This window comes from Pantoea sp. 9140, assembly GCF_000745295.1.
Lineage (GTDB): Bacteria > Pseudomonadota > Gammaproteobacteria > Enterobacterales > Enterobacteriaceae > Pantoea > Pantoea vagans.
Map to the genome: position 1 here is coordinate 3,365,179 of NZ_JQNO01000001.1, position 16,979 is coordinate 3,382,157.

A 16,979-nucleotide genomic window follows, 5' to 3' on the forward strand; every position below is an offset into this window, starting at 1 on the left:
GCAAACAATCAGGATGCAGGAATTTTAAGGTTCTGCCCCAACATGACGTTGGTCGACTTCAGATTATTAGTCTGCATTATCGCTTTCGGACTGACGCCGTAGTGTGCGGCAATGCCGGTTAATGAATCACCCACCACAACTTTGTGGCGCACAACGCCGCGTGGCGTAGCGGGCGCGGTGCGACTGGCGACTGCACTGGCCGGCACTTTCAGCCGCTGTCCGACCCACACCACATCCCGCTTCAGGGTATTCATCTCACGCAGGGTGTCCATGCTGACGCCATACTTCGCGGCAATCCCGGAAAGTGTCTCACCGCGCGTTACCGTATGGCGCTGCGTTGCGCCGGTATATTGCGTCACTCCGGTCGCCGGGTTGCTGGCGACGCTAACCGCTGGCGATGAGCCCAGCGGCCGGTTTTCCTCCTTTGGGATGGATTGTAGCGGGTGCGCCAGGAAATAAGTGCGCAGACCTTTGTAGATCGACTGCGCAATCTTATCCTGGTGTGCGCTACTGCCTAGCAGTCGCTCCTCCGAGGAATTACTGATGAAGCCGGTTTCCACCAGCAAAGAAGGAATATCGGGCGAACGCAGCACGCCCAGGCTGGCATGCTCAGGCAGACGTTTGTGCAGCGAGGTGACGCTGCGCATCTGCTGCAAGACTTTCTGCGCGATGTCATAACCGACACGCTGCGAGTGGCCGAACTGCAAATCCAGTACTGCCTGACTGAGGTAGGGATCGGCCTGACTGTTAGCCAGCAGGTCACCCGCGCCGCCCAGCAGCTCAGACTGTTTCTCTTTCTGTTCCAGCCAGTTTGCCATCTCGTTGTTGGCGCGACGGTTGGACAGGACCCAGACCGAGGCGCCGGTCGCCGCATGGCTTGGCGCGGCGTCAGCGTGAATAGAGACCAGCACATTGGCATTAGCTTTACGCGCCACGTCGGAACGTCCCATGACCGAGATAAAATAGTCACCATCGCGCGTCAGGACGCCTTTGAACATCGGATCGTTATTGAGCAACACCCGCAATTTGCGCGCAATGGCGATAGTGACGTTTTTCTCTTTCAGTCCGCGCTGCCCGATAGCGCCGGGATCCTGACCGCCATGTCCGGCATCGATTGCCACAATCACAGTGTCATTCTGGCTGACGGCAGTGCCGGGACGTACGGAACTCGCGGTGCTGGTCACGGACGTCACCGGATTCGAATTGAACGGGTTAGCCGCTGCGGCACTCTGCGCAGGTACGCGCGTCGGTGCTGTGACGGGCGCAGGCAGACTTCGCGTGACAGCGGGCGGCTTGCCGGTAATTGTGAAGACCACGCTGTAGCTGTTGCCATTGCGTTGGGTGACTGCCCGGGTTTTACCCGCCTGCGTCAGTTCAAACACCAGCCGCACGCTCTGTTTGTCTTTTGGGGTGCTGGTACGAATTCGCTTTACGATGTTTTCGCCACTGAAATTCAGCGGCAGCCCCTGAACTACGCCGCTCTGGCGCACATCCAGCACCACACGATTCGGGTTGTGCAGAGAGAAGAAGGCATAGACCGGCTGTCCGGCAAAGTTCAGCGTAACGGTAGCCTGACTATCGCCATTGGCCACTTTGATATCAGACAGCGTGGCGGCAAACAGGGGCGTACAGACCAGCAGCATCAATGATACCAGTGCTATTTTCATCCGTGACATCATGCCTGATCCCTGCCCTGACCAACGTGTTCAAGCCATTGCTGGCCGGACGCGGATTGTGCCGTCAGTTCCGCTTCACGCGCCTCACCTACATAACGCAGCGTTAAGGTGAGATCGGGCTGCGGCAGAAAACCGGCACCCTGCTGCGGCCATTCCACCAGACAGATGGCTTCACCGCTGAAGTAGTCGCGGATGCCCATAAACTCAAGCTCTTCGGGATCCGCAAGGCGATAGAGGTCGAAGTGGTAGAGCGTACGGTCATCCAGCGAGTAAGGTTCAACGAGGGTGTAAGTAGGACTTTTGACATTGCCCTGATGGCCCAGCGCCTGCAGAAAGCCGCGGCTGAAGGTGGTTTTACCCGCCCCCAGATCGCCATAGAGATAAATCACTGCCGCGCTGCCACAGGCGCGCGCCAGCTGAGCGCCCAAACTGAGCGTAGCCGCCTCATCGGGCAAAGAGATAACACAGGTCTTCATGCTTCTTTATTCATCTCAGGATTAACAAACTGCCACAGCAGATCCAGTAAATCAGTGGCCAGCATACCGCGAGTACCGCGTTCTGCCGCAACCGCATCGGCCGCTGCACCATGTGCAACGCAACCCGCGCAGGCCGCATCGAACAGCGTCAGTTTCTGACCCACCAGCGAGGCAATAATTCCACTCAGGAGATCGCCCATGCCGCCGGAAGCCATACCGGCATTGCCCACATCCGCAACGGCCATTTCGCCCTGCTCGCTGGCAATCAGCGTGCCGGCACCTTTCAGTACCACTACGCCACCATAACGTTGCGCCAATGTCTGCGCTGCATGTAAGCGGTCACTCTCAATTTCACTGGTCTCGATATTCAGCAAACGCGCCGCTTCGCCAGGATGCGGCGTAATAATGCGATTCTGACGTTTCTCAGCACTGATTGCCAGCAGGTTAAGTGCATCCGCGTCCCAAAGCATCGGCTTTTCACTGCCTGCTACCCGCTTCAGTGCCTGCTTTCCCCATTCACGCTGACCCAGACCGGGTCCAATCGCAATGACATCAGCCCACTCCAGCGCCTCCGTCAGGCGTTCATCCGTCAGTTCATCGACCATAATTTCAGGCCGTGCGGTCAGAATCGGAATAATATTATCTTTGTGAGTAAGTACTCGCACCAATCCACTACCGCTGCGTAACGCGGCTTCTGCCGTCATGCGTACTGCGCCAGCGGTACCTGCATCGCCTCCCACGACCAGCAGACGGCCATGACTGCCCTTGTGCGAGGTTGGTCTGCGTGGCTTAAGCCAGCGGGTTAATGTGCTGGCATCATAACGGGCGATAGGTGCCTCTTCTCCGGCCAGAAAAGCAGCCAGACCAAGATCGGCATACCAGAGCTTTCCGATGTAGTCTCGCGCCTTGCCAGTGATCTGGCCCGGTTTCAGGGCGATCATACTCAGCGTGTGACTGGCATTAATCACCTCGCCGGGCGCGGTGCCGTTGCGCGCGGATAAGCCGGAGGGCATATCAATGGCAACTGTCGGTGCTGCATGGGCGTTTGCCCGCTGGATCAGCATGGCATAGGGCTCTTCGGGCGCGCGATTGCTGCCGGTTCCCAGCAGGGCATCGACAATCACATCAATCTGCTCTGGCCAGGCCGCATCGGCCGCATGGATTTCACCGCCCGCGTCCAGCCATGCGTCCCGCGCGCGCTGCGCCTCTTCCGGCAGCGCTTTTTCACTTTCGCACGCCAGCACCGTAATGGTTTTCCCCGCCGCCTGGCCCAGTCGCGCCAGCACATAGCCATCACCGCCGTTATTGCCGTGACCGCACAGGATTAACCAGTGGCTGGCTTCGGGCCAGTGTGCTGTCAGATGCTCGTAAGCGGCCTGCCCGGCACGCTGCATCAGCTCATACAGAGTAATCCCGAGCACATCGGCTCCCTCTTGCTCAAGCTGCGCCACAGCCTGCGCAGGCCAGACAGAATATGGTAAACTGCGGCTGTTTTTCTTCGAATCCTGGTTACTCATGTCATACCCTCTCGATCTTCATGAACTCGCACAACAGATTAAACAGTGGGGATTGGATCTCGGCTTTCAGCAGGTCGGCATCACCGATACCGATCTCAGTGCAGAAGAGCCGCGCCTGCAGGAATGGCTGGATAAGCAGTATCATGGTGAGATGGCATGGATGGCGCGACACGGCATGATGCGGGCGCGTGCTCATGAGTTGCTGCCCGGCACGCTGCGCGTCATCAGCGTTCGTATGAACTACCTTCCGGCCAAAGCTGCCTTTGCCAGCACGCTGAAAAATCCCCGACTGGGCTATGTCAGCCGTTATGCACTCGGCCGTGATTACCACAAAGTATTGCGCAATCGACTGAAAAAGCTTGGAGAAATGATCCAGCAGCATTGTGGCGAGCTGAATTTCCGGCCGTTTGTGGATTCGGCACCGCTGCTTGAGCGCCCGCTGGCGGCTAAAGCCGGACTCGGCTGGACCGGCAAACATTCGCTGATACTGAATCGGGAAGCCGGCTCGTGGTTTTTCCTCGGCGAGCTGCTGATCGACATTCCGCTACCGGTCGACTCCCCGCAGCAGGAGCAGTGTGGCCGCTGCGTTGCCTGCATGACCATCTGCCCTACCAGCGCTATCGTTGAGCCTTACGTCGTCGATGCCCGGCGCTGTATCTCCTATCTCACCATTGAGCTGGAAGGGGCTATCCCGGAAGAGTTTCGTCCGCTGATGGGTAACCGGATTTATGGCTGCGATGACTGCCAGCTGATCTGTCCGTGGAATCGCTATGGACAACTCAGTGACGAAAGCGACTTTTCACCGCGTGCGGCGTTACATGCACCGGAGCTGCTCGATCTGTTTCAGTGGGACGAAGCGAAATTTTTACGCATCACGGAAGGCTCAGCGATTCGCCGTATTGGCCATTTGCGCTGGCTGCGCAATATTGCCGTGGCGCTGGGTAATGCACCCTGGTCGCCCCACATTATTCATGTGCTGGAACAACGACTGGGTGAGAGTGAACTGCTGGATGAACATATTCAGTGGGCAGTGATGCAACAGCAGCAGAAACGCGAGCAGCTGGTAGTTGAAGTGCAGCCCGCCCAGCAGAAACGGCTGGTTCGTGCAGTTGAGAAGGGTTTACCGCGTGATGCATGATTGAACAGTGAGCCGCTGGATATCTTTTTCCACATGCTGTGTATAAAAATAAAAAGCTGTTGTCATTCAACTGCAACAACGCTGATTTCACTGTGAAACAACAAATTGAAATATCTTCATAAACATAAATATCAACAACTTATGAAAAAGTTGTGTTTATTTAATAATGAGACTACCGCTGCGGTTAAATCACAAAGCTGTGGATAACTCTGTTCAGAACGCATTTGCAGATCGCCCTGACAGGCACGAAAGATGGGAGGTGGTGCTGTGGATAACCTTCTGGAGACAACTAAAATCACGCGACCAAAAACAGTCGTATAACGAACTGAAACAGGGGGGTGATGTAAAATCTGGAGCGGGAAACGAGACTCGAACTCGCGACCCCGACCTTGGCAAGGTCGTGCTCTACCAACTGAGCTATTCCCGCATAGAAGGGTACTGCTTTATAAAACTGGAGCGGGAAACGAGACTCGAACTCGCGACCCCGACCTTGGCAAGGTCGTGCTCTACCAACTGAGCTATTCCCGCAAAGAGGTTACTGCTAACATTTTAAATCTGGAGCGGGAAACGAGACTCGAACTCGCGACCCCGACCTTGGCAAGGTCGTGCTCTACCAACTGAGCTATTCCCGCGCCTTGTACCGATACTAAATTCTTCACCGGTACGGGGTGCGCATTATACGAGAAATCGTTGCTGCTGCAAGCGTCTGAAAGCAAAATTTTTCGCTTTCCGCGCGTTTGCTGATTAAATCAGCAATCTGGTGATTTCATGCGCACCCGTCGTCGATTAAAGCTGCAAAAAGTGTTCGCGGTAGTAAGCCAGCTCCGCCACCGACTCGCGGATATCGTCCAGCGCCTGGTGCGTACCGCCTTTTTTGAAGCCGGGCAGGATTTCCGGTTTCCAGCGACGAGCCAGCTCTTTCAGGGTACTGACATCCAGATAACGATAATGGAAATACGCTTCCAGCTCAGGCATGTACTTAAACAGGAAGCGGCGATCCTGCCCGATACTGTTGCCACAGATTGGCGACGTGTTAGCCGGCACCCACTGTTTCAGGAATTCAATAGTCGCCAGTTCGGCTGCGCGATCGTCAATCTGGCTTTCCTTCACCCGCGCAACCAGACCGCTGTTGGTGTGGGTGCGGACATTCCACTCATCCATCAGCGCCAGCTGCGCATCGGACTGATGGACGGCCATGACCGGCCCTTCCGCCAGAATGTTCAGGTTGGCGTCAGTCACCAGGGTCGCAATTTCAATAATGCGATCGTGCGTCGGATCAAGTCCGGTCATCTCAAGATCAATCCAGATCAGATTCTGTTCATTTCCAGTAGCCATGCTGTTTCCTGCGGTTGCTGTAGTCGTCATTCACGATGAATAAGGTGTATCATAGACGTTTTGCCCAGCCGGGCGAAATCTGGCTAACGCTGTGAGGGTGAGTGAGTAAAAATAAACTGTCGAAGGGCCAACAACGTCGCGTAAGCGCTAACCACGATCGCCGTCTCAACCAGCGCAGAGAGCGTCCGGAAGCGGATGACAACCTGTTTGGTGAAGCTGCAGATGGGGTCGTTGTGAGCCGTTTTGGCATGCATGCTGATGTTGAGGATAGCGCAGGCGTCGCCCACCGCTGCAATATCCGCCGTACTATCCGTTCGCTGGTTACGGGCGACCGTGTGCTGTGGCGTCCGGCCACCAGCGGCGGTAAAGGCATTGTTGAAGCGGTGCATGAACGCACCAGCGTATTAACCCGCCCCGATTTTTACGACGGCGTAAAGCCGATGGCGGCGAATATCGATCAGATCATCATCGTCTCTGCGATCCTGCCGGAACTGTCGCTGAACATCATCGATCGCTATCTGGTTGCCAGTGAAACGCTGGACATCGAGCCGTTACTGGTCCTGAATAAAACCGATCTGCTGGATGACGAGGCGCGCGGCTTTGTTGATCAGCAGATGGATATTTATCGCGATATTGGCTATCGCGTGGTGATGGTCTCCAGCCGGGCGAAAAACGGCCTGGACGATCTGGAAGCGGCCTTAACCGACCGTGTGAGTATCTTTGCCGGTCAGTCTGGTGTCGGTAAGTCGAGCCTGCTGAATGCCCTGCTCGGCTTCGACAAAGATGAGCAGGTCGCGATTCTGACCAATGAAGTATCAGATGGCTCAGGCCTGGGCCAGCACACCACCACCGCATCCCGCCTGTATCACTTCCCGCATGGCGGCGATGTGATCGATTCTCCCGGCGTGCGTGAGTTTGGTTTGTGGCATCTGGAGCCGGAACAGGTTACGCGTGGCTTTGTCGAATTCCGCCCTTTCCTGGGCTATTGCAAATTCCGTGACTGCAAACATGGCAGCGATCCCGGCTGTGCGATTCGTGAAGCGGTCGAACAGGGAAAAATCAACCGGTCCCGTTTCGATAACTACCACCGTATTCTGGAGAGCATGGCGCAGGTAAAAACGCGTAAAAACTTCCCTGATGGTGAAAGTTAATCGGTGTAACCGCGTCTGAGCGGATAAGCCGCTGCATTTTGCGAGGTGGATTCCGATCAGGCGTCCGGAGCGTGCAGCGTGCCGGAAATCAGGTATAGTCGCCATCTGAACGGGGCACTGCTACAATCCGCCCCCTTTTTTACCATGTCCTGAAATAGCCAGGAGGCTAAGGTGTTTGATCGTTTAAAACTCGGCTTGAATCATATTCTCCCGAAGAAATGGCTGACTGAACTTGCCGGTTGGGGCGCCAGTCGCCGCGGTGGTTGGTTGACCAAACTGGTCATTGACATCTTTGTCTGGTTTTACAAAGTCGACATGGCGGAGGCGCGTAAGCCCGATACCGCCAGCTATCGCACGTTTAATGACTTTTTCGTTCGTCCGCTGAAAGACGATGCGCGTCCGGTGGATGCAGACGCCAGCCTGATCGCCCTGCCCGCAGATGGTGCTATCAGCCAGCTCGGCCATATTCATGGCGATCAGATTTTCCAGGCTAAAGGTCATCACTACACCATCGATGCTCTGCTGGCGGGTGATGAGCGGATGGCCGCTCAGTTTGTGGAGGGTGAGTTCGTCACCACCTATCTGGCTCCGCGCGATTATCACCGCGTCCACATGCCGTGCAACGGTATCCTGCGTGAGATGATTTATGTGCCTGGCGATCTCTATTCAGTTAACCCGCTGACCGCGCGTAATATTCCCAACCTGTTTGCCCGTAACGAGCGCGTCATCTGCTATTTCGAAACGGATATCGGACCGATGGTGCAGATTCTGGTGGGTGCAACGATTGTCGGCAGCATTGAAACTGTCTGGGCGGGCACCATCACGCCACCGCGTGAAGGTGTGATCAAACGCTGGCACTATCCGGCAGCGGATGATGAAGGCGCGGTAGTACTGCTGAAAGGACAGGAAATGGGCCGCTTTAAACTTGGCTCTACCGTCATCAACCTGTTCGCACCTGGCCGCGTCAAACTGGCTGAAAGTCTGGAAGCAGAAAGCAAAACCCGTCTGGGCCAACCGCTGGCGATCGCGCTGCCTGTGGCGACAGACATTTCCGACGTCATCGTCGACTAAATTGAGTGTCCTCTGTGCGTTCGATTCTCCTCCTGCTGCTGAGCCTGTGGCTCAGCAGCCCGGCCTTCGCGGCCAGCCTTCCTGACGCCAGCCAGCTCAAACAGCAGCTGGAAGAGATAAAATCGGCCAAAAGTTCTCCATCCCAGGCGGAACAGATCCAGACGATTGAAGCTGCCTTGAACTTCCTCTCTGAACGCGATGACTCGCTGGAGCGCGCGGCGCAATATCAGCAGGTGATTGATGACTTTCCGCGTCTGGCGCGCGAACTGCGTCAGCAGATCGCCGCGCTGAGCGACAGCGGAAAAACCGTACGCAGCAACATGAGCAGCGCCGAGCTGGATCAGGAGATTCTGCAGGTCAGCAGCCAGCTGCTGGAAGAGGGGCGTCAGGCACGCCAGGAGCAGGATCGGGCGAGGGAAATCAGCGATTCGTTGTCGCAACTGCCGCAGCAGCAGACCGAAGCGCGCCGGGCGATGACGGAGAGTGAACGGCGGCTGCAGGGCGTCAGTACCAGTTCACCGCAGGGCCAGCTGCAACTGGCGGCGCGTCAGGCGGAAAGCGCCGCTAATAAAGCGCTGGTCGATGAACTTGAGCTGGCCCAGCTCTCCGCCAATAACCGTCAGGAACTGGCGCGGATGCGGGCTGAAGTTCACCAGCGTAAAGCGACACAGCTCGATAACTACCTGCAGGCACTGCGCAATCAGCTTAATGACCAGCGGCAACGAGAAGCGGAAGTCGCCTTGGCCCGCACTGAACAGCTGGCGGAAAACAGTGGCGATCTGCCACCAGCAATCAGCGATCAGTTTCGGGTTAACCGCGAACTCTCGGTTGCGCTGAATCAGCAGGCGCAGCGTATGGATCTGGTGGCATCGCAGCAGCGGCTGGCCACCAATCAGATTATTCAGGTCCGTCAGGCGCTCTCTACGTTGAGAGAACAGTCGCAGTGGCTGGGCGCCTCTAATCTGCTGGGCGAAGCGCTTCGGGCGCAGGTCGCACGTCTGCCAGAGATGCCTAAGTCCCAGCAGATTGATAATGAGATGGCACAGCTTCGCGTACAGCGTCTCTATTATGAAGATCTGCTGGAGCGTCAGGAGACGCTGCGCAAAGGACGGCAGGCCGATGGTCAGCCCTTCAGCGCAGAACAGAAGCGCATTCTTGATGCGCAGCTACGCACCCAGCGTGAACTGCTCAATTCCCTGATCTCCGGCTGTGACACCCTGATTCTGGAGATCACCAAGCTCAAGGTCGGCAACACTCAGCTGCAGGATGCGCTGACGGAAGTCAAAGACGCGACGCACCGCTATCTGTTCTGGACCGCTGACGTGAGTCCGATCGGTCTGAGTTATCCGCTGGATCTGGCTAAAGACCTTTCCCGCCTGCTGTCGCTGGATACGCTGGGTCAGCTCGGCAAAGCGATGGCGATGATGTTTACCAGCCGCAACTCGGTGCTGCCGATTATTGGTGCGCTGCTGCTGGTCGGTTTCAGCATCAGCTCGCGCCGCCACTTCAATGCCTTTCTTGAACGTTCTGCCAGTAAAGTCGGCAAGGTCACCCAGGATCGTTTCCGTCTGACCATCCGTACCGTGTTCTGGTCGATTCTGGTGGCGCTGCCGCTGCCGGTGTTGTGGGGTGCACTGGGTTATGGCCTGCAGAACGCCTGGCCCTACCCTATCGCCGTGGCGATTGGCGATGGCATTACCGCCACGCTGCCGCTGCTGTGGGCATTTATGATCAGCGCCGCCTTTGCCCGTCCGAATGGCCTGTTCATTGTGCATTTCCGCTGGCCGCAGAACCGGGTGGCGCGCGCCATGCGCTACTACTCGCTGAGCATCGGGCTGATTGTGCCGCTGATTATGCTGCTAATCGCCTTTGGCAATCTGGAAGATCGGCAGTTCTCCTCGTCGCTGGGTCGCCTCTGTTTCATCCTGATCTGCGGAGCAATCAGCATTGTTACCGTCAGCCTGAAGCGGTCCGGTATTCCGCTCTATCTCGATAAAGAGGGAAATGGCGAGAACATAGTGAACCGGATGCTGTGGAACCTGATGATCGCCATGCCGCTGATGGCTGCCCTCGCCTCCGCTGTAGGGTATCTGGCAACCGCGCAGGCGCTGCTGGCGCGACTGGAAACCTCCGTCGCCATCTGGTTTCTGCTGCTGGTTATCTATCACATTATCCGACGCTGGATGCTGATTCAGCGTCGCCGTCTTGGATTTGACCGCGCCCGTCAGCGCCGTGCCGATATGCTGGCTAACCGGGCGCGCAGTGAAGAAGAAAAAGAGCAAAGCGCGCTGAATACCGACGCGATTGAAATCGAAGAACCGGTGATTGATCTGGATGCGATCAGTGCGCAGTCGCTGCGGCTGGTGCGTTCTATCCTGACGCTGATTGCCCTGGTCTCGGTGATCGTGCTGTGGTCAGAAATTCACTCGGCCTTCGGCTTCCTGGAGAATATTCAGCTGTGGGATGTCAGTACATCTGTACAGGGCGTGGAGTCGATTCAGCCAATTACCCTGGGTTCGGTGCTGATTGCTATTCTGGTGTTTATCATCACCACTCAGCTGGTGCGCAATATGCCCGCGCTGCTTGAGCTGGCACTGTTGCAGCATCTTAATCTGACGCCGGGTACCGGTTACGCCATTACTACACTGACCAAATATCTGCTGCTGCTGATTGGCGGGCTGATTGGTTTCTCGATGATTGGTATTGAATGGTCGAAACTGCAGTGGCTGGTTGCTGCGCTGGGTGTGGGACTGGGGTTTGGCTTGCAGGAGATTTTTGCCAACTTTATCTCTGGCCTGATTATCCTGTTCGAAAAGCCGATTCGTATCGGCGATACCGTGACGATCCGCGACCTGACCGGCAGTATTACCCGGATCAACACGCGTGCGACCACGATCACCGACTGGGACCGCAAAGAGATCATCGTGCCAAACAAGGCCTTTATCACCGAGCAGTTTATTAACTGGTCGCTGTCCGATTCCGTAACGCGGGTGGTACTCACTATCCCTGCCCCGGCCAAAGTCAGCAGTGAGCAGGTAACCACCATTCTGGTGCAGGCGGCCGAGCGCTGCAGTTATGTGCTTGATACGCCACCGCCGGAAGCGTTCCTTGTCGATCTGCAGCAGGGGATTCAGTTGTTTGAGATCAGGGTACATGCTGCAGAGATGGGGCACCGTATGCCGCTGCGTCATGAACTGCACCAGCTGATTCTGCTCGGATTTGAGCAACACGGTATCGAGATGCCGTTCCCACCGTTCCAGATGCGCATGGAAACGCTGGGTAAGAAGCTGCCTGCCAGCAACGGTGCGCCCGCGGCCCGCGCCTACAAATCTGGCGGCCTGTAATGCAAAACGCCCGGCAAAGCCGGGCGTTATTTCAGATCTGAGCCGTCAGTTACTGTTTAACGAACTCTTCACCCTGAGCGATATCTTTCTTCAGCGTATTGAGCATGCCTGACAGCGCCTGCTGTTCGTAAGCGCTAAGTGTGCCAATTGGCCTGCGTTCAGCAATGCCATTTTTACCGAGCAGCAGCGGCTGAGAGAAGAAGCGGGCATATTCGCCCTCGCCTTCCACGTAAGCACACTCTACAACATTCGCTTCACCCTTCAACGCGCGTACCAGCGACAAACCAAAACGCGCGGCCGCCTGGCCCATCGACAACGTAGCCGATCCGCCACCCGCTTTAGCTTCCACGACTTCTGTGCCAGCATTCTGAATGCGTTTGGTTAAATCAGCCACTTCCTGATCGCTGAAGCTGACGCCTTTGACCTGTGACAGCAGCGGCAGAATGGTTACGCCAGAGTGGCCGCCAATCACCGGGACTTCCACCTGATCCGGCTGCTTGCCTTTCAGCGCGGCCACAAAGGTGTTAGCACGGATAATGTCCAGCGTGGTCACGCCAAACAGACGATTTTTGTCGTAGACGCCGTGCTTTTTCAGCACTTCTGCCGCAATGGCAACAGTGGTATTGACCGGATTGGTAATAACGCCAATCAAGGCTTTAGGGGCCGTTGTGGCAACCTGTTCAATCAGATTACGAACAATGCCTGCGTTCACATTAAACAGGTCAGCGCGATCCATACCAGGTTTACGTGCGACGCCCGCAGAAATCAGTACCACATCGGCACCCTGTAAGGCAGGCGTGGCGTCTTCTCCACTAAAACCTTCAATAGAGACAGCAGTAGGAATATGGCTGAGATCAACGGCGACGCCAGGCGTAACCGGCGCAATGTCATACAGTGAGAGTTCTGAACCTGCGGGAAGCTGGGTTTTGAGCAGAAGTGCGAGCGCCTGGCCTATGCCGCCAGCGGCACCGAGAACGGCAACTTTCATTCTTAACTCCTTATTAAGGTGGGGCAGAGATGGGCCGAAATTCTATCTGTGTCAGACCTTAATCAACTGCTCAGGCGATGATAAATATCCGCTGTTAATTCTACGTGTTTTCACACTTGCTCGCCGGATTCAAAAGTTACTTATCATTGCGCCTGAATGACCGACAACTTTGCCGTCGTCAGACAGAGAGCGGCTATGTGCGTTTTCTGTTACTACTTCTGATACTACACCACCAATAATATAACAACTTTGCAACCTTCGCCTTTCGGGGCTGTGACGGGGGTTTTGGTCTGAGCGGATTTATTTGCTATTATCGCCTCCCGCTAGCCGCCCGAACTCTGCTCATCAATCGACCGATTGCATAAAAATGCATTTAAATGCATAATCACCACTCTGCCGCGGGCGGATGCGCGGTTATTCTCTCTATTTATTGGTAACCTATGCGAAACCCATCGAAACAAGACGATCTGATCAAGGCTTTCAAAGCCTTATTAAAAGAAGAAAAATTCAGTTCCCAGGGCGAAATTGTTCAGGCGCTTCAGGATGAGGGCTTTGAAAATATCAACCAGTCCAAAGTCTCGCGGATGCTGACCAAGTTTGGCGCAGTGCGCACCCGTAATGCCAGGATGGAAATGGTCTATTGCCTGCCCGCTGAACTGGGCGTGCCGACCACCACCAGCCCGTTAAAAAACCTGGTACTGGATATCGACTACAACGATGCGCTGGTGGTGATTCATACCAGTCCGGGCGCAGCACAGCTGATTGCACGTATGCTGGATTCGCTGGGCAAAGCACATGGGATTCTTGGCACGATCGCTGGTGATGACACGATCTTTATTACCCGTGCGCGCGACTTTACGGTTAAACAGCTGCACAGCGCGATCCTCAACCTGTTTGAACAGGAACTCTGATCGCTGACTGACGGCCTGCTATCCCGCCCCAGGTCGTTAGTTTGTTCTCTCTGCCCATTGTTTTGCGGCACACTGCCGCGCTGTTTAATACTAATAAGCCAGTTTTAATACACCTGACTCCTGGTCAGATCGCTTACTCTGCTTAACCTTCTGCGCTATTTTACACTGCTTTACATCACTGATCCGGCACCATTGCCCGGATCCAGATCAAACTCCAGTCCAATACGCCTCATAGTTTCGCACTAAACGTTAAAGTGATCTATCTCGCTGTTTTTCTGATTAAAATCATCGTAAAGGCTATTTTTTATGCTGTTTTTATAACGTTAAGTTATTAAAAGTAGACATAAGGATAAAGAATCACAAAAAAACATTATTAGCCGGTTATTAATTTCTCTCGTTATTAGTTCTATACTTCTTTTCGTGATGCAAATCACACTAACTAGAAAGATAAAAATAGACGACGAGGAAATATCTATGAACGTAAAAACTACCATCGCTACCCTGAGCATTCTCTCTGCCCTGTCATTTGGTGCAATAGCAGCAGAATCTATCGATGCCGCACAGGCACAGGATCTGCAGGCTGTCGGCACCATCAGTGTCAGCGGCGTCGCGGGTTCCCCGATGGATATCAAACAGAAGCTCAGCGACAAAGCGGATCAGCAGGGCGCAAAAGCCTATCGCGTGATCGAGGCTTACAACAACGGCAATTATCACGCTACTGCCGCGCTGTATAACTAAACCCAATAATGCCAGCGGCTCTCTGTCTGACGCGCCTTTTTGCGCTCCGGAGGGCCGAAGCAAAATCTTCAGGAGAGTTGACCATGAAAATGAAATTAGCGATTGCTGCTCTTAGTCTGGCGTCCCTGTTCTCAGTGGGTGCCAGCGCCGCCAGCCTGGTATCAAATGAACAGGCGCAGGGTTTGCAGCCCATGAATCAGACCATCAGCATTGGTGGACGTAACGGCGACCAGACGCATATCCGTCAGGTGCTGTCAGAGAAAGCGGATGCACAGGGCGCAAGCCATTATCGCATCATCGAAAACAACCAGGACAACACCTGGCATGTCACCGCTGAGCTTTATAAATAATTAACCGTGATGACGCCTGAAGGCGCATAACAAATATCGACGACCGGCCCTTACGAGTAACCGCAGGTTGTTGAATGTATTGAGGAGATAATCATGAATATCAAAACAACCATCGCTACAGTCAGTCTGCTTTCCGTTATGGCGTTCGGCGCATCAGCCGCACAGCTGGTCACCAGCGAACAGACGCAGAACCTGCAGCCTGCGGGCACCGTAAGCATCAGTGGAACCGGGGGATCCCCAATGGATTACCGCGCTGAGCTTTCACAGAAAGCTGATGAACAGGGTGCCAGCGCCTATAAAGTCATTGAAGCGCGCACCGGTGATAGCTATCACATCACTGCACAGCTTTATAAGTAATTCCTCGTCAGATTAATGACGAACCCTTTGGCCCCGCTCGCCGGGGCCTTTTTTCATCTGATGTATTATCTGACGTTAAAGTGCAGCCGGCCTTCCAGCTCCTCTTCCGCTTCATCAAATAACAGAATCAGCGCGCCATAGCGCCGTCGCTGTCCCCTGCCCAGATTGACAAACTCAATCTCCAGCGGCATCGGTAACAGATCGCCCGTCACGACATCCCATAATCCATCCAGATCGCAGATGCGGCGCTCCTCCAGTGCAAATCGCTCGCTGAACTGGCGAAAGAAATGGGACTGGTCGACTATTTCATTAAAATCAAAACGCTCGATTTTCATGCTGACGGCTCCCATGCTCCGTCTGCGGGCGACCTCTGCCGCCCGTTCGTGACCGTTAGCTCAAACCGCCCAGGTGCAGCGCTTTGACCTCCAGATACTCTTCCATACCGAGTACCGAACCCTCGCGGCCCAGACCCGACTCTTTCACACCACCAAACGGCGCCAGCTCGGTGGAAACGGCGCATTCGTTAATGCCAATCATGCCGCTTTCCAGCGCCGCTGAAACGCGAAACACCCGTTGCAGATTCTGGGTATAAAAGTAAGCGGCAAGGCCGAATGGCGTATCATTGGCGCGGCGGATGACGTCATCTTCATCATCAAAGCGGAAACAGGCAGCTACCGGACCAAAGGTCTCTTCCTGCGCGAGCTGCATACCTTCGTGCGCCTCGGTAATGACGGTCGGCTGCCAGAAGTTGCCACCCAGCGCATGTCGCTCGCCACCCGCCAGTAATTTGCCGCCTTTGGCTACTGCATCTTTTACGTGCTGCTCAACCTTTTCCACCGCCGACGCTTCAATCAATGGCCCGACAATCACGCCTTCGTCCATGCCGTTGCCCACCTTCAGCTTGTTCACTTCGGCAGCCAGTTGCTGAGTAAACGCATCATAGACAGCGTTATGAATATAGAAGCGGTTAACACTGACGCACACCTGACCCGCATTACGGAATTTGTTGGCAATCGCACCCTGTACAGCGGCATCAATATCGGCATCGTCGAACACGATGTATGGGGCATTTCCGCCTAATTCCATCGACACTTTTTTCATGGTTTCGGCAGCATTACGCATCAGCAGCTTGCCTACCTGGGTGGAGCCGGTGAACGAGATTTTACGCACCGCTTTGCTGGCCATGATCGCATCGCTGATGGCATGGGTATCACCCGCCACCGCATTCAGCACGCCATCCGGCACGCCCGCCTGCTTCGCCAGCGCCAGCAGGGCAAAGGCGGAGAGTGGCGTGTTATTAGCGGGTTTGATAATGCCGGTGCAGCCTGCCGCCAGAGCCGGACCCAGCTTGCGGGTCAGCATCGCCATCGGGAAATTCCACGGCGTAATGGCAGCCACTACGCCAATCGGTTCGCGGGTCGCCAGAATGCGGGATCCAGGTTTTGCCGGCGGAATGATCTCGCCGTTCGCCCTCTTCGCCTGCTCGGCGAACCACTGAATAAAGCTGGCGGCGTATTCAACCTCTCCCTCCGCCTCCTTCAGGGGTTTGCCCTGTTCGGTCGTCATCAGCTCGCCCAGCCAGCGCTTGTTCTTAATGATCAGCTGGTACCAGCGAGTGAGAATTTCAGCACGCGCTTTTGCGGTCTGCGCCCGCCAGGCGGGAAAGGCGCGTTCCGCGGCGGCGATCGCCTGTTCCGTTTCCGCCTTACCTGCTTTTGCCACCTGCGCAATCACCTCGCCGGTTGCCGGATTGGTCACGTCAAAGGTGGACGCCGCCTGATGCCATTGGCCGTCCGCTAAATAGCCGGTCCGAAACAGTTCGCTCTCTTGCAGTGATTTCATTGATTCGCTCCTGTCAGTTTTGCTCTTCCGTCTGGAGAGTATAGTTGGCAAAAGCGACAGATTTTGTGATGGATGGGGATTGCAC

The 16,979-nt window shown here is 55.3% G+C and carries 15 protein-coding genes and 3 tRNA genes; 8 read left to right on the forward strand and 10 right to left on the reverse strand.

Annotated features, from left to right (window positions below; translation table 11 throughout):
* Positions 1-8: 8 nt before the first annotated feature.
* The 3 genes from amiB to nnr are packed head-to-tail and all read right to left on the reverse strand — an operon-like array spanning position 9 to position 3,669.
* Entirely contained in the window at positions 9-1,679 is a 1,671-nt protein-coding gene (gene amiB / locus FA92_RS15555; RefSeq protein ID WP_033784114.1) for an N-acetylmuramoyl-L-alanine amidase AmiB, read from the reverse strand.
* The gene (gene tsaE, locus FA92_RS15560; protein WP_033784115.1) at positions 1,676-2,152 is read right to left on the reverse strand and encodes a tRNA (adenosine(37)-N6)-threonylcarbamoyltransferase complex ATPase subunit type 1 TsaE; all 477 of its coding nucleotides are present in this window, start codon (positions 2,150-2,152) and stop codon (positions 1,676-1,678) included. The genes amiB and tsaE overlap by 4 nt, the downstream gene beginning before the upstream one ends.
* Positions 2,149-3,669 carry a bifunctional ADP-dependent NAD(P)H-hydrate dehydratase/NAD(P)H-hydrate epimerase gene (gene nnr / locus FA92_RS15565; RefSeq protein WP_072008987.1) on the reverse strand — a complete coding sequence of 507 codons (1,521 nt, stop codon included), beginning with the start codon at positions 3,667-3,669 and terminating at the stop codon, positions 2,149-2,151. The genes tsaE and nnr overlap by 4 nt, the downstream gene beginning before the upstream one ends.
* On the opposite strand from nnr, the gene queG reads away from it, so the two are divergent.
* Positions 3,668-4,807 carry a tRNA epoxyqueuosine(34) reductase QueG gene (gene queG / locus FA92_RS15570; RefSeq protein WP_013359187.1) on the forward strand — a complete coding sequence of 380 codons (1,140 nt, stop codon included), beginning with the start codon at positions 3,668-3,670 and terminating at the stop codon, positions 4,805-4,807. The two genes, nnr and queG, sit on opposite strands and share 2 nt — an antisense overlap.
* Positions 4,808-5,158: 351 nt before the next feature.
* Here queG and FA92_RS15575 read toward each other — a convergent pair.
* The 4 genes from FA92_RS15575 to orn all read right to left on the reverse strand — a co-directional run bounded on the left by FA92_RS15575 (position 5,159) and on the right by orn (position 6,142).
* Positions 5,159-5,234 (reverse strand) — tRNA-Gly (locus tag FA92_RS15575).
* Positions 5,235-5,259: 25 nt separating this feature from the next.
* Positions 5,260-5,335, reverse strand: a tRNA-Gly gene (locus tag FA92_RS15580).
* Positions 5,336-5,363: 28 nt separating this feature from the next.
* A tRNA-Gly gene (locus tag FA92_RS15585) sits at positions 5,364-5,439 on the reverse strand.
* 154 nt (positions 5,440-5,593) lie between these two features.
* On the reverse strand, positions 5,594-6,142 hold the full coding sequence (orn, locus tag FA92_RS15590; RefSeq protein WP_003855299.1) for an oligoribonuclease: 549 nt from the start codon (positions 6,140-6,142) through the stop codon (positions 5,594-5,596).
* Positions 6,143-6,243: 101 nt separating this feature from the next.
* Here orn and rsgA point away from each other — a divergent pair, with 101 nt between their 5' ends.
* From rsgA to mscM, 3 genes are all read left to right on the forward strand, one after another.
* A complete protein-coding gene (gene rsgA, locus FA92_RS15595; protein ID WP_033784116.1) occupies positions 6,244-7,293 on the forward strand; it encodes a small ribosomal subunit biogenesis GTPase RsgA in 1,050 nt (349 codons plus the stop codon).
* 171 nt (positions 7,294-7,464) lie between these two features.
* Positions 7,465-8,364, forward strand: a complete 900-nt coding sequence (asd, locus tag FA92_RS15600) for an archaetidylserine decarboxylase (RefSeq protein WP_013359189.1) — start codon at positions 7,465-7,467, stop codon at positions 8,362-8,364.
* A gap of 14 nt (positions 8,365-8,378) precedes the next feature.
* Positions 8,379-11,708: a miniconductance mechanosensitive channel MscM gene (mscM, locus tag FA92_RS15605; protein ID WP_033784677.1), complete on the forward strand. Its 3,330-nt coding sequence runs from the start codon at positions 8,379-8,381 to the stop codon at positions 11,706-11,708.
* A 49-nt stretch (positions 11,709-11,757) separates the two neighbouring features.
* Here mscM and mdh read toward each other — a convergent pair whose 3' ends face one another.
* Positions 11,758-12,696 carry a malate dehydrogenase gene (gene mdh / locus FA92_RS15610; protein WP_033784117.1) on the reverse strand — a complete coding sequence of 313 codons (939 nt, stop codon included), beginning with the start codon at positions 12,694-12,696 and terminating at the stop codon, positions 11,758-11,760.
* Between the two features lie 440 nt (positions 12,697-13,136).
* Between mdh and argR the strand changes: the two genes are divergently transcribed.
* The 4 genes from argR (at position 13,137) to yhcN (FA92_RS15630) (ending at position 15,052) form a co-directional block, all read left to right on the forward strand.
* The gene (gene argR / locus FA92_RS15615) at positions 13,137-13,607 is read left to right on the forward strand and encodes a transcriptional regulator ArgR (RefSeq protein WP_013359192.1); all 471 of its coding nucleotides are present in this window, start codon (positions 13,137-13,139) and stop codon (positions 13,605-13,607) included.
* A 474-nt stretch (positions 13,608-14,081) separates the two neighbouring features.
* Complete coding sequence (gene yhcN, locus FA92_RS15620; RefSeq protein WP_033784118.1) at positions 14,082-14,345, forward strand: peroxide/acid stress response protein YhcN; 264 nt, start codon at positions 14,082-14,084, stop codon at positions 14,343-14,345.
* A gap of 83 nt (positions 14,346-14,428) precedes the next feature.
* Complete coding sequence (locus FA92_RS15625) at positions 14,429-14,695, forward strand: YdgH/BhsA/McbA-like domain containing protein (protein ID WP_013359194.1); 267 nt, start codon at positions 14,429-14,431, stop codon at positions 14,693-14,695.
* 93 nt (positions 14,696-14,788) lie between these two features.
* Positions 14,789-15,052 (forward strand): peroxide/acid stress response protein YhcN, encoded by a 264-nt coding sequence (yhcN, locus tag FA92_RS15630; protein WP_013359195.1) that lies wholly within the window; start codon positions 14,789-14,791, stop codon positions 15,050-15,052.
* Between the two features lie 65 nt (positions 15,053-15,117).
* Here the strand turns inward: yhcN (FA92_RS15630) and FA92_RS15635 are convergent, their stop codons facing one another.
* Together FA92_RS15635 and FA92_RS15640 are read right to left on the reverse strand one after the other, a co-directional pair.
* Positions 15,118-15,387 carry a hypothetical protein gene (locus FA92_RS15635; protein ID WP_013359196.1) on the reverse strand — a complete coding sequence of 90 codons (270 nt, stop codon included), beginning with the start codon at positions 15,385-15,387 and terminating at the stop codon, positions 15,118-15,120.
* A 55-nt stretch (positions 15,388-15,442) separates the two neighbouring features.
* A complete protein-coding gene (locus tag FA92_RS15640; protein WP_033784119.1) occupies positions 15,443-16,894 on the reverse strand; it encodes an NAD-dependent succinate-semialdehyde dehydrogenase in 1,452 nt (483 codons plus the stop codon).
* Positions 16,895-16,979: the final 85 nt, after the last annotated feature.

Bases quoted from the DNA above. Each gene is read 5' to 3' on its own strand.
- amiB (WP_033784114.1), bottom strand. From the start codon at position 1,679: ATGATGTCACGGATGAAAATAGCACTGGTATCATTGATGCTGCTGGTC.
- tsaE (WP_033784115.1), bottom strand. From the start codon at position 2,152: ATGAAGACCTGTGTTATCTCTTTGCCCGATGAGGCGGCTACGCTCAGT.
- queG (WP_013359187.1), top strand. From the start codon at position 3,668: ATGTCATACCCTCTCGATCTTCATGAACTCGCACAACAGATTAAACAG.
- nnr (WP_072008987.1), bottom strand. From the start codon at position 3,669: ATGAGTAACCAGGATTCGAAGAAAAACAGCCGCAGTTTACCATATTCT.
- orn (WP_003855299.1), bottom strand. From the start codon at position 6,142: ATGGCTACTGGAAATGAACAGAATCTGATCTGGATTGATCTTGAGATG.
- mdh (WP_033784117.1), bottom strand. From the start codon at position 12,696: ATGAAAGTTGCCGTTCTCGGTGCCGCTGGCGGCATAGGCCAGGCGCTC.
- argR (WP_013359192.1), top strand. From the start codon at position 13,137: ATGCGAAACCCATCGAAACAAGACGATCTGATCAAGGCTTTCAAAGCC.
- yhcN (WP_033784118.1), top strand. From the start codon at position 14,082: ATGAACGTAAAAACTACCATCGCTACCCTGAGCATTCTCTCTGCCCTG.
- FA92_RS15625 (WP_013359194.1), top strand. From the start codon at position 14,429: ATGAAAATGAAATTAGCGATTGCTGCTCTTAGTCTGGCGTCCCTGTTC.
- yhcN (WP_013359195.1), top strand. From the start codon at position 14,789: ATGAATATCAAAACAACCATCGCTACAGTCAGTCTGCTTTCCGTTATG.
- FA92_RS15635 (WP_013359196.1), bottom strand. From the start codon at position 15,387: ATGAAAATCGAGCGTTTTGATTTTAATGAAATAGTCGACCAGTCCCAT.
- FA92_RS15640 (WP_033784119.1), bottom strand. From the start codon at position 16,894: ATGAAATCACTGCAAGAGAGCGAACTGTTTCGGACCGGCTATTTAGCG.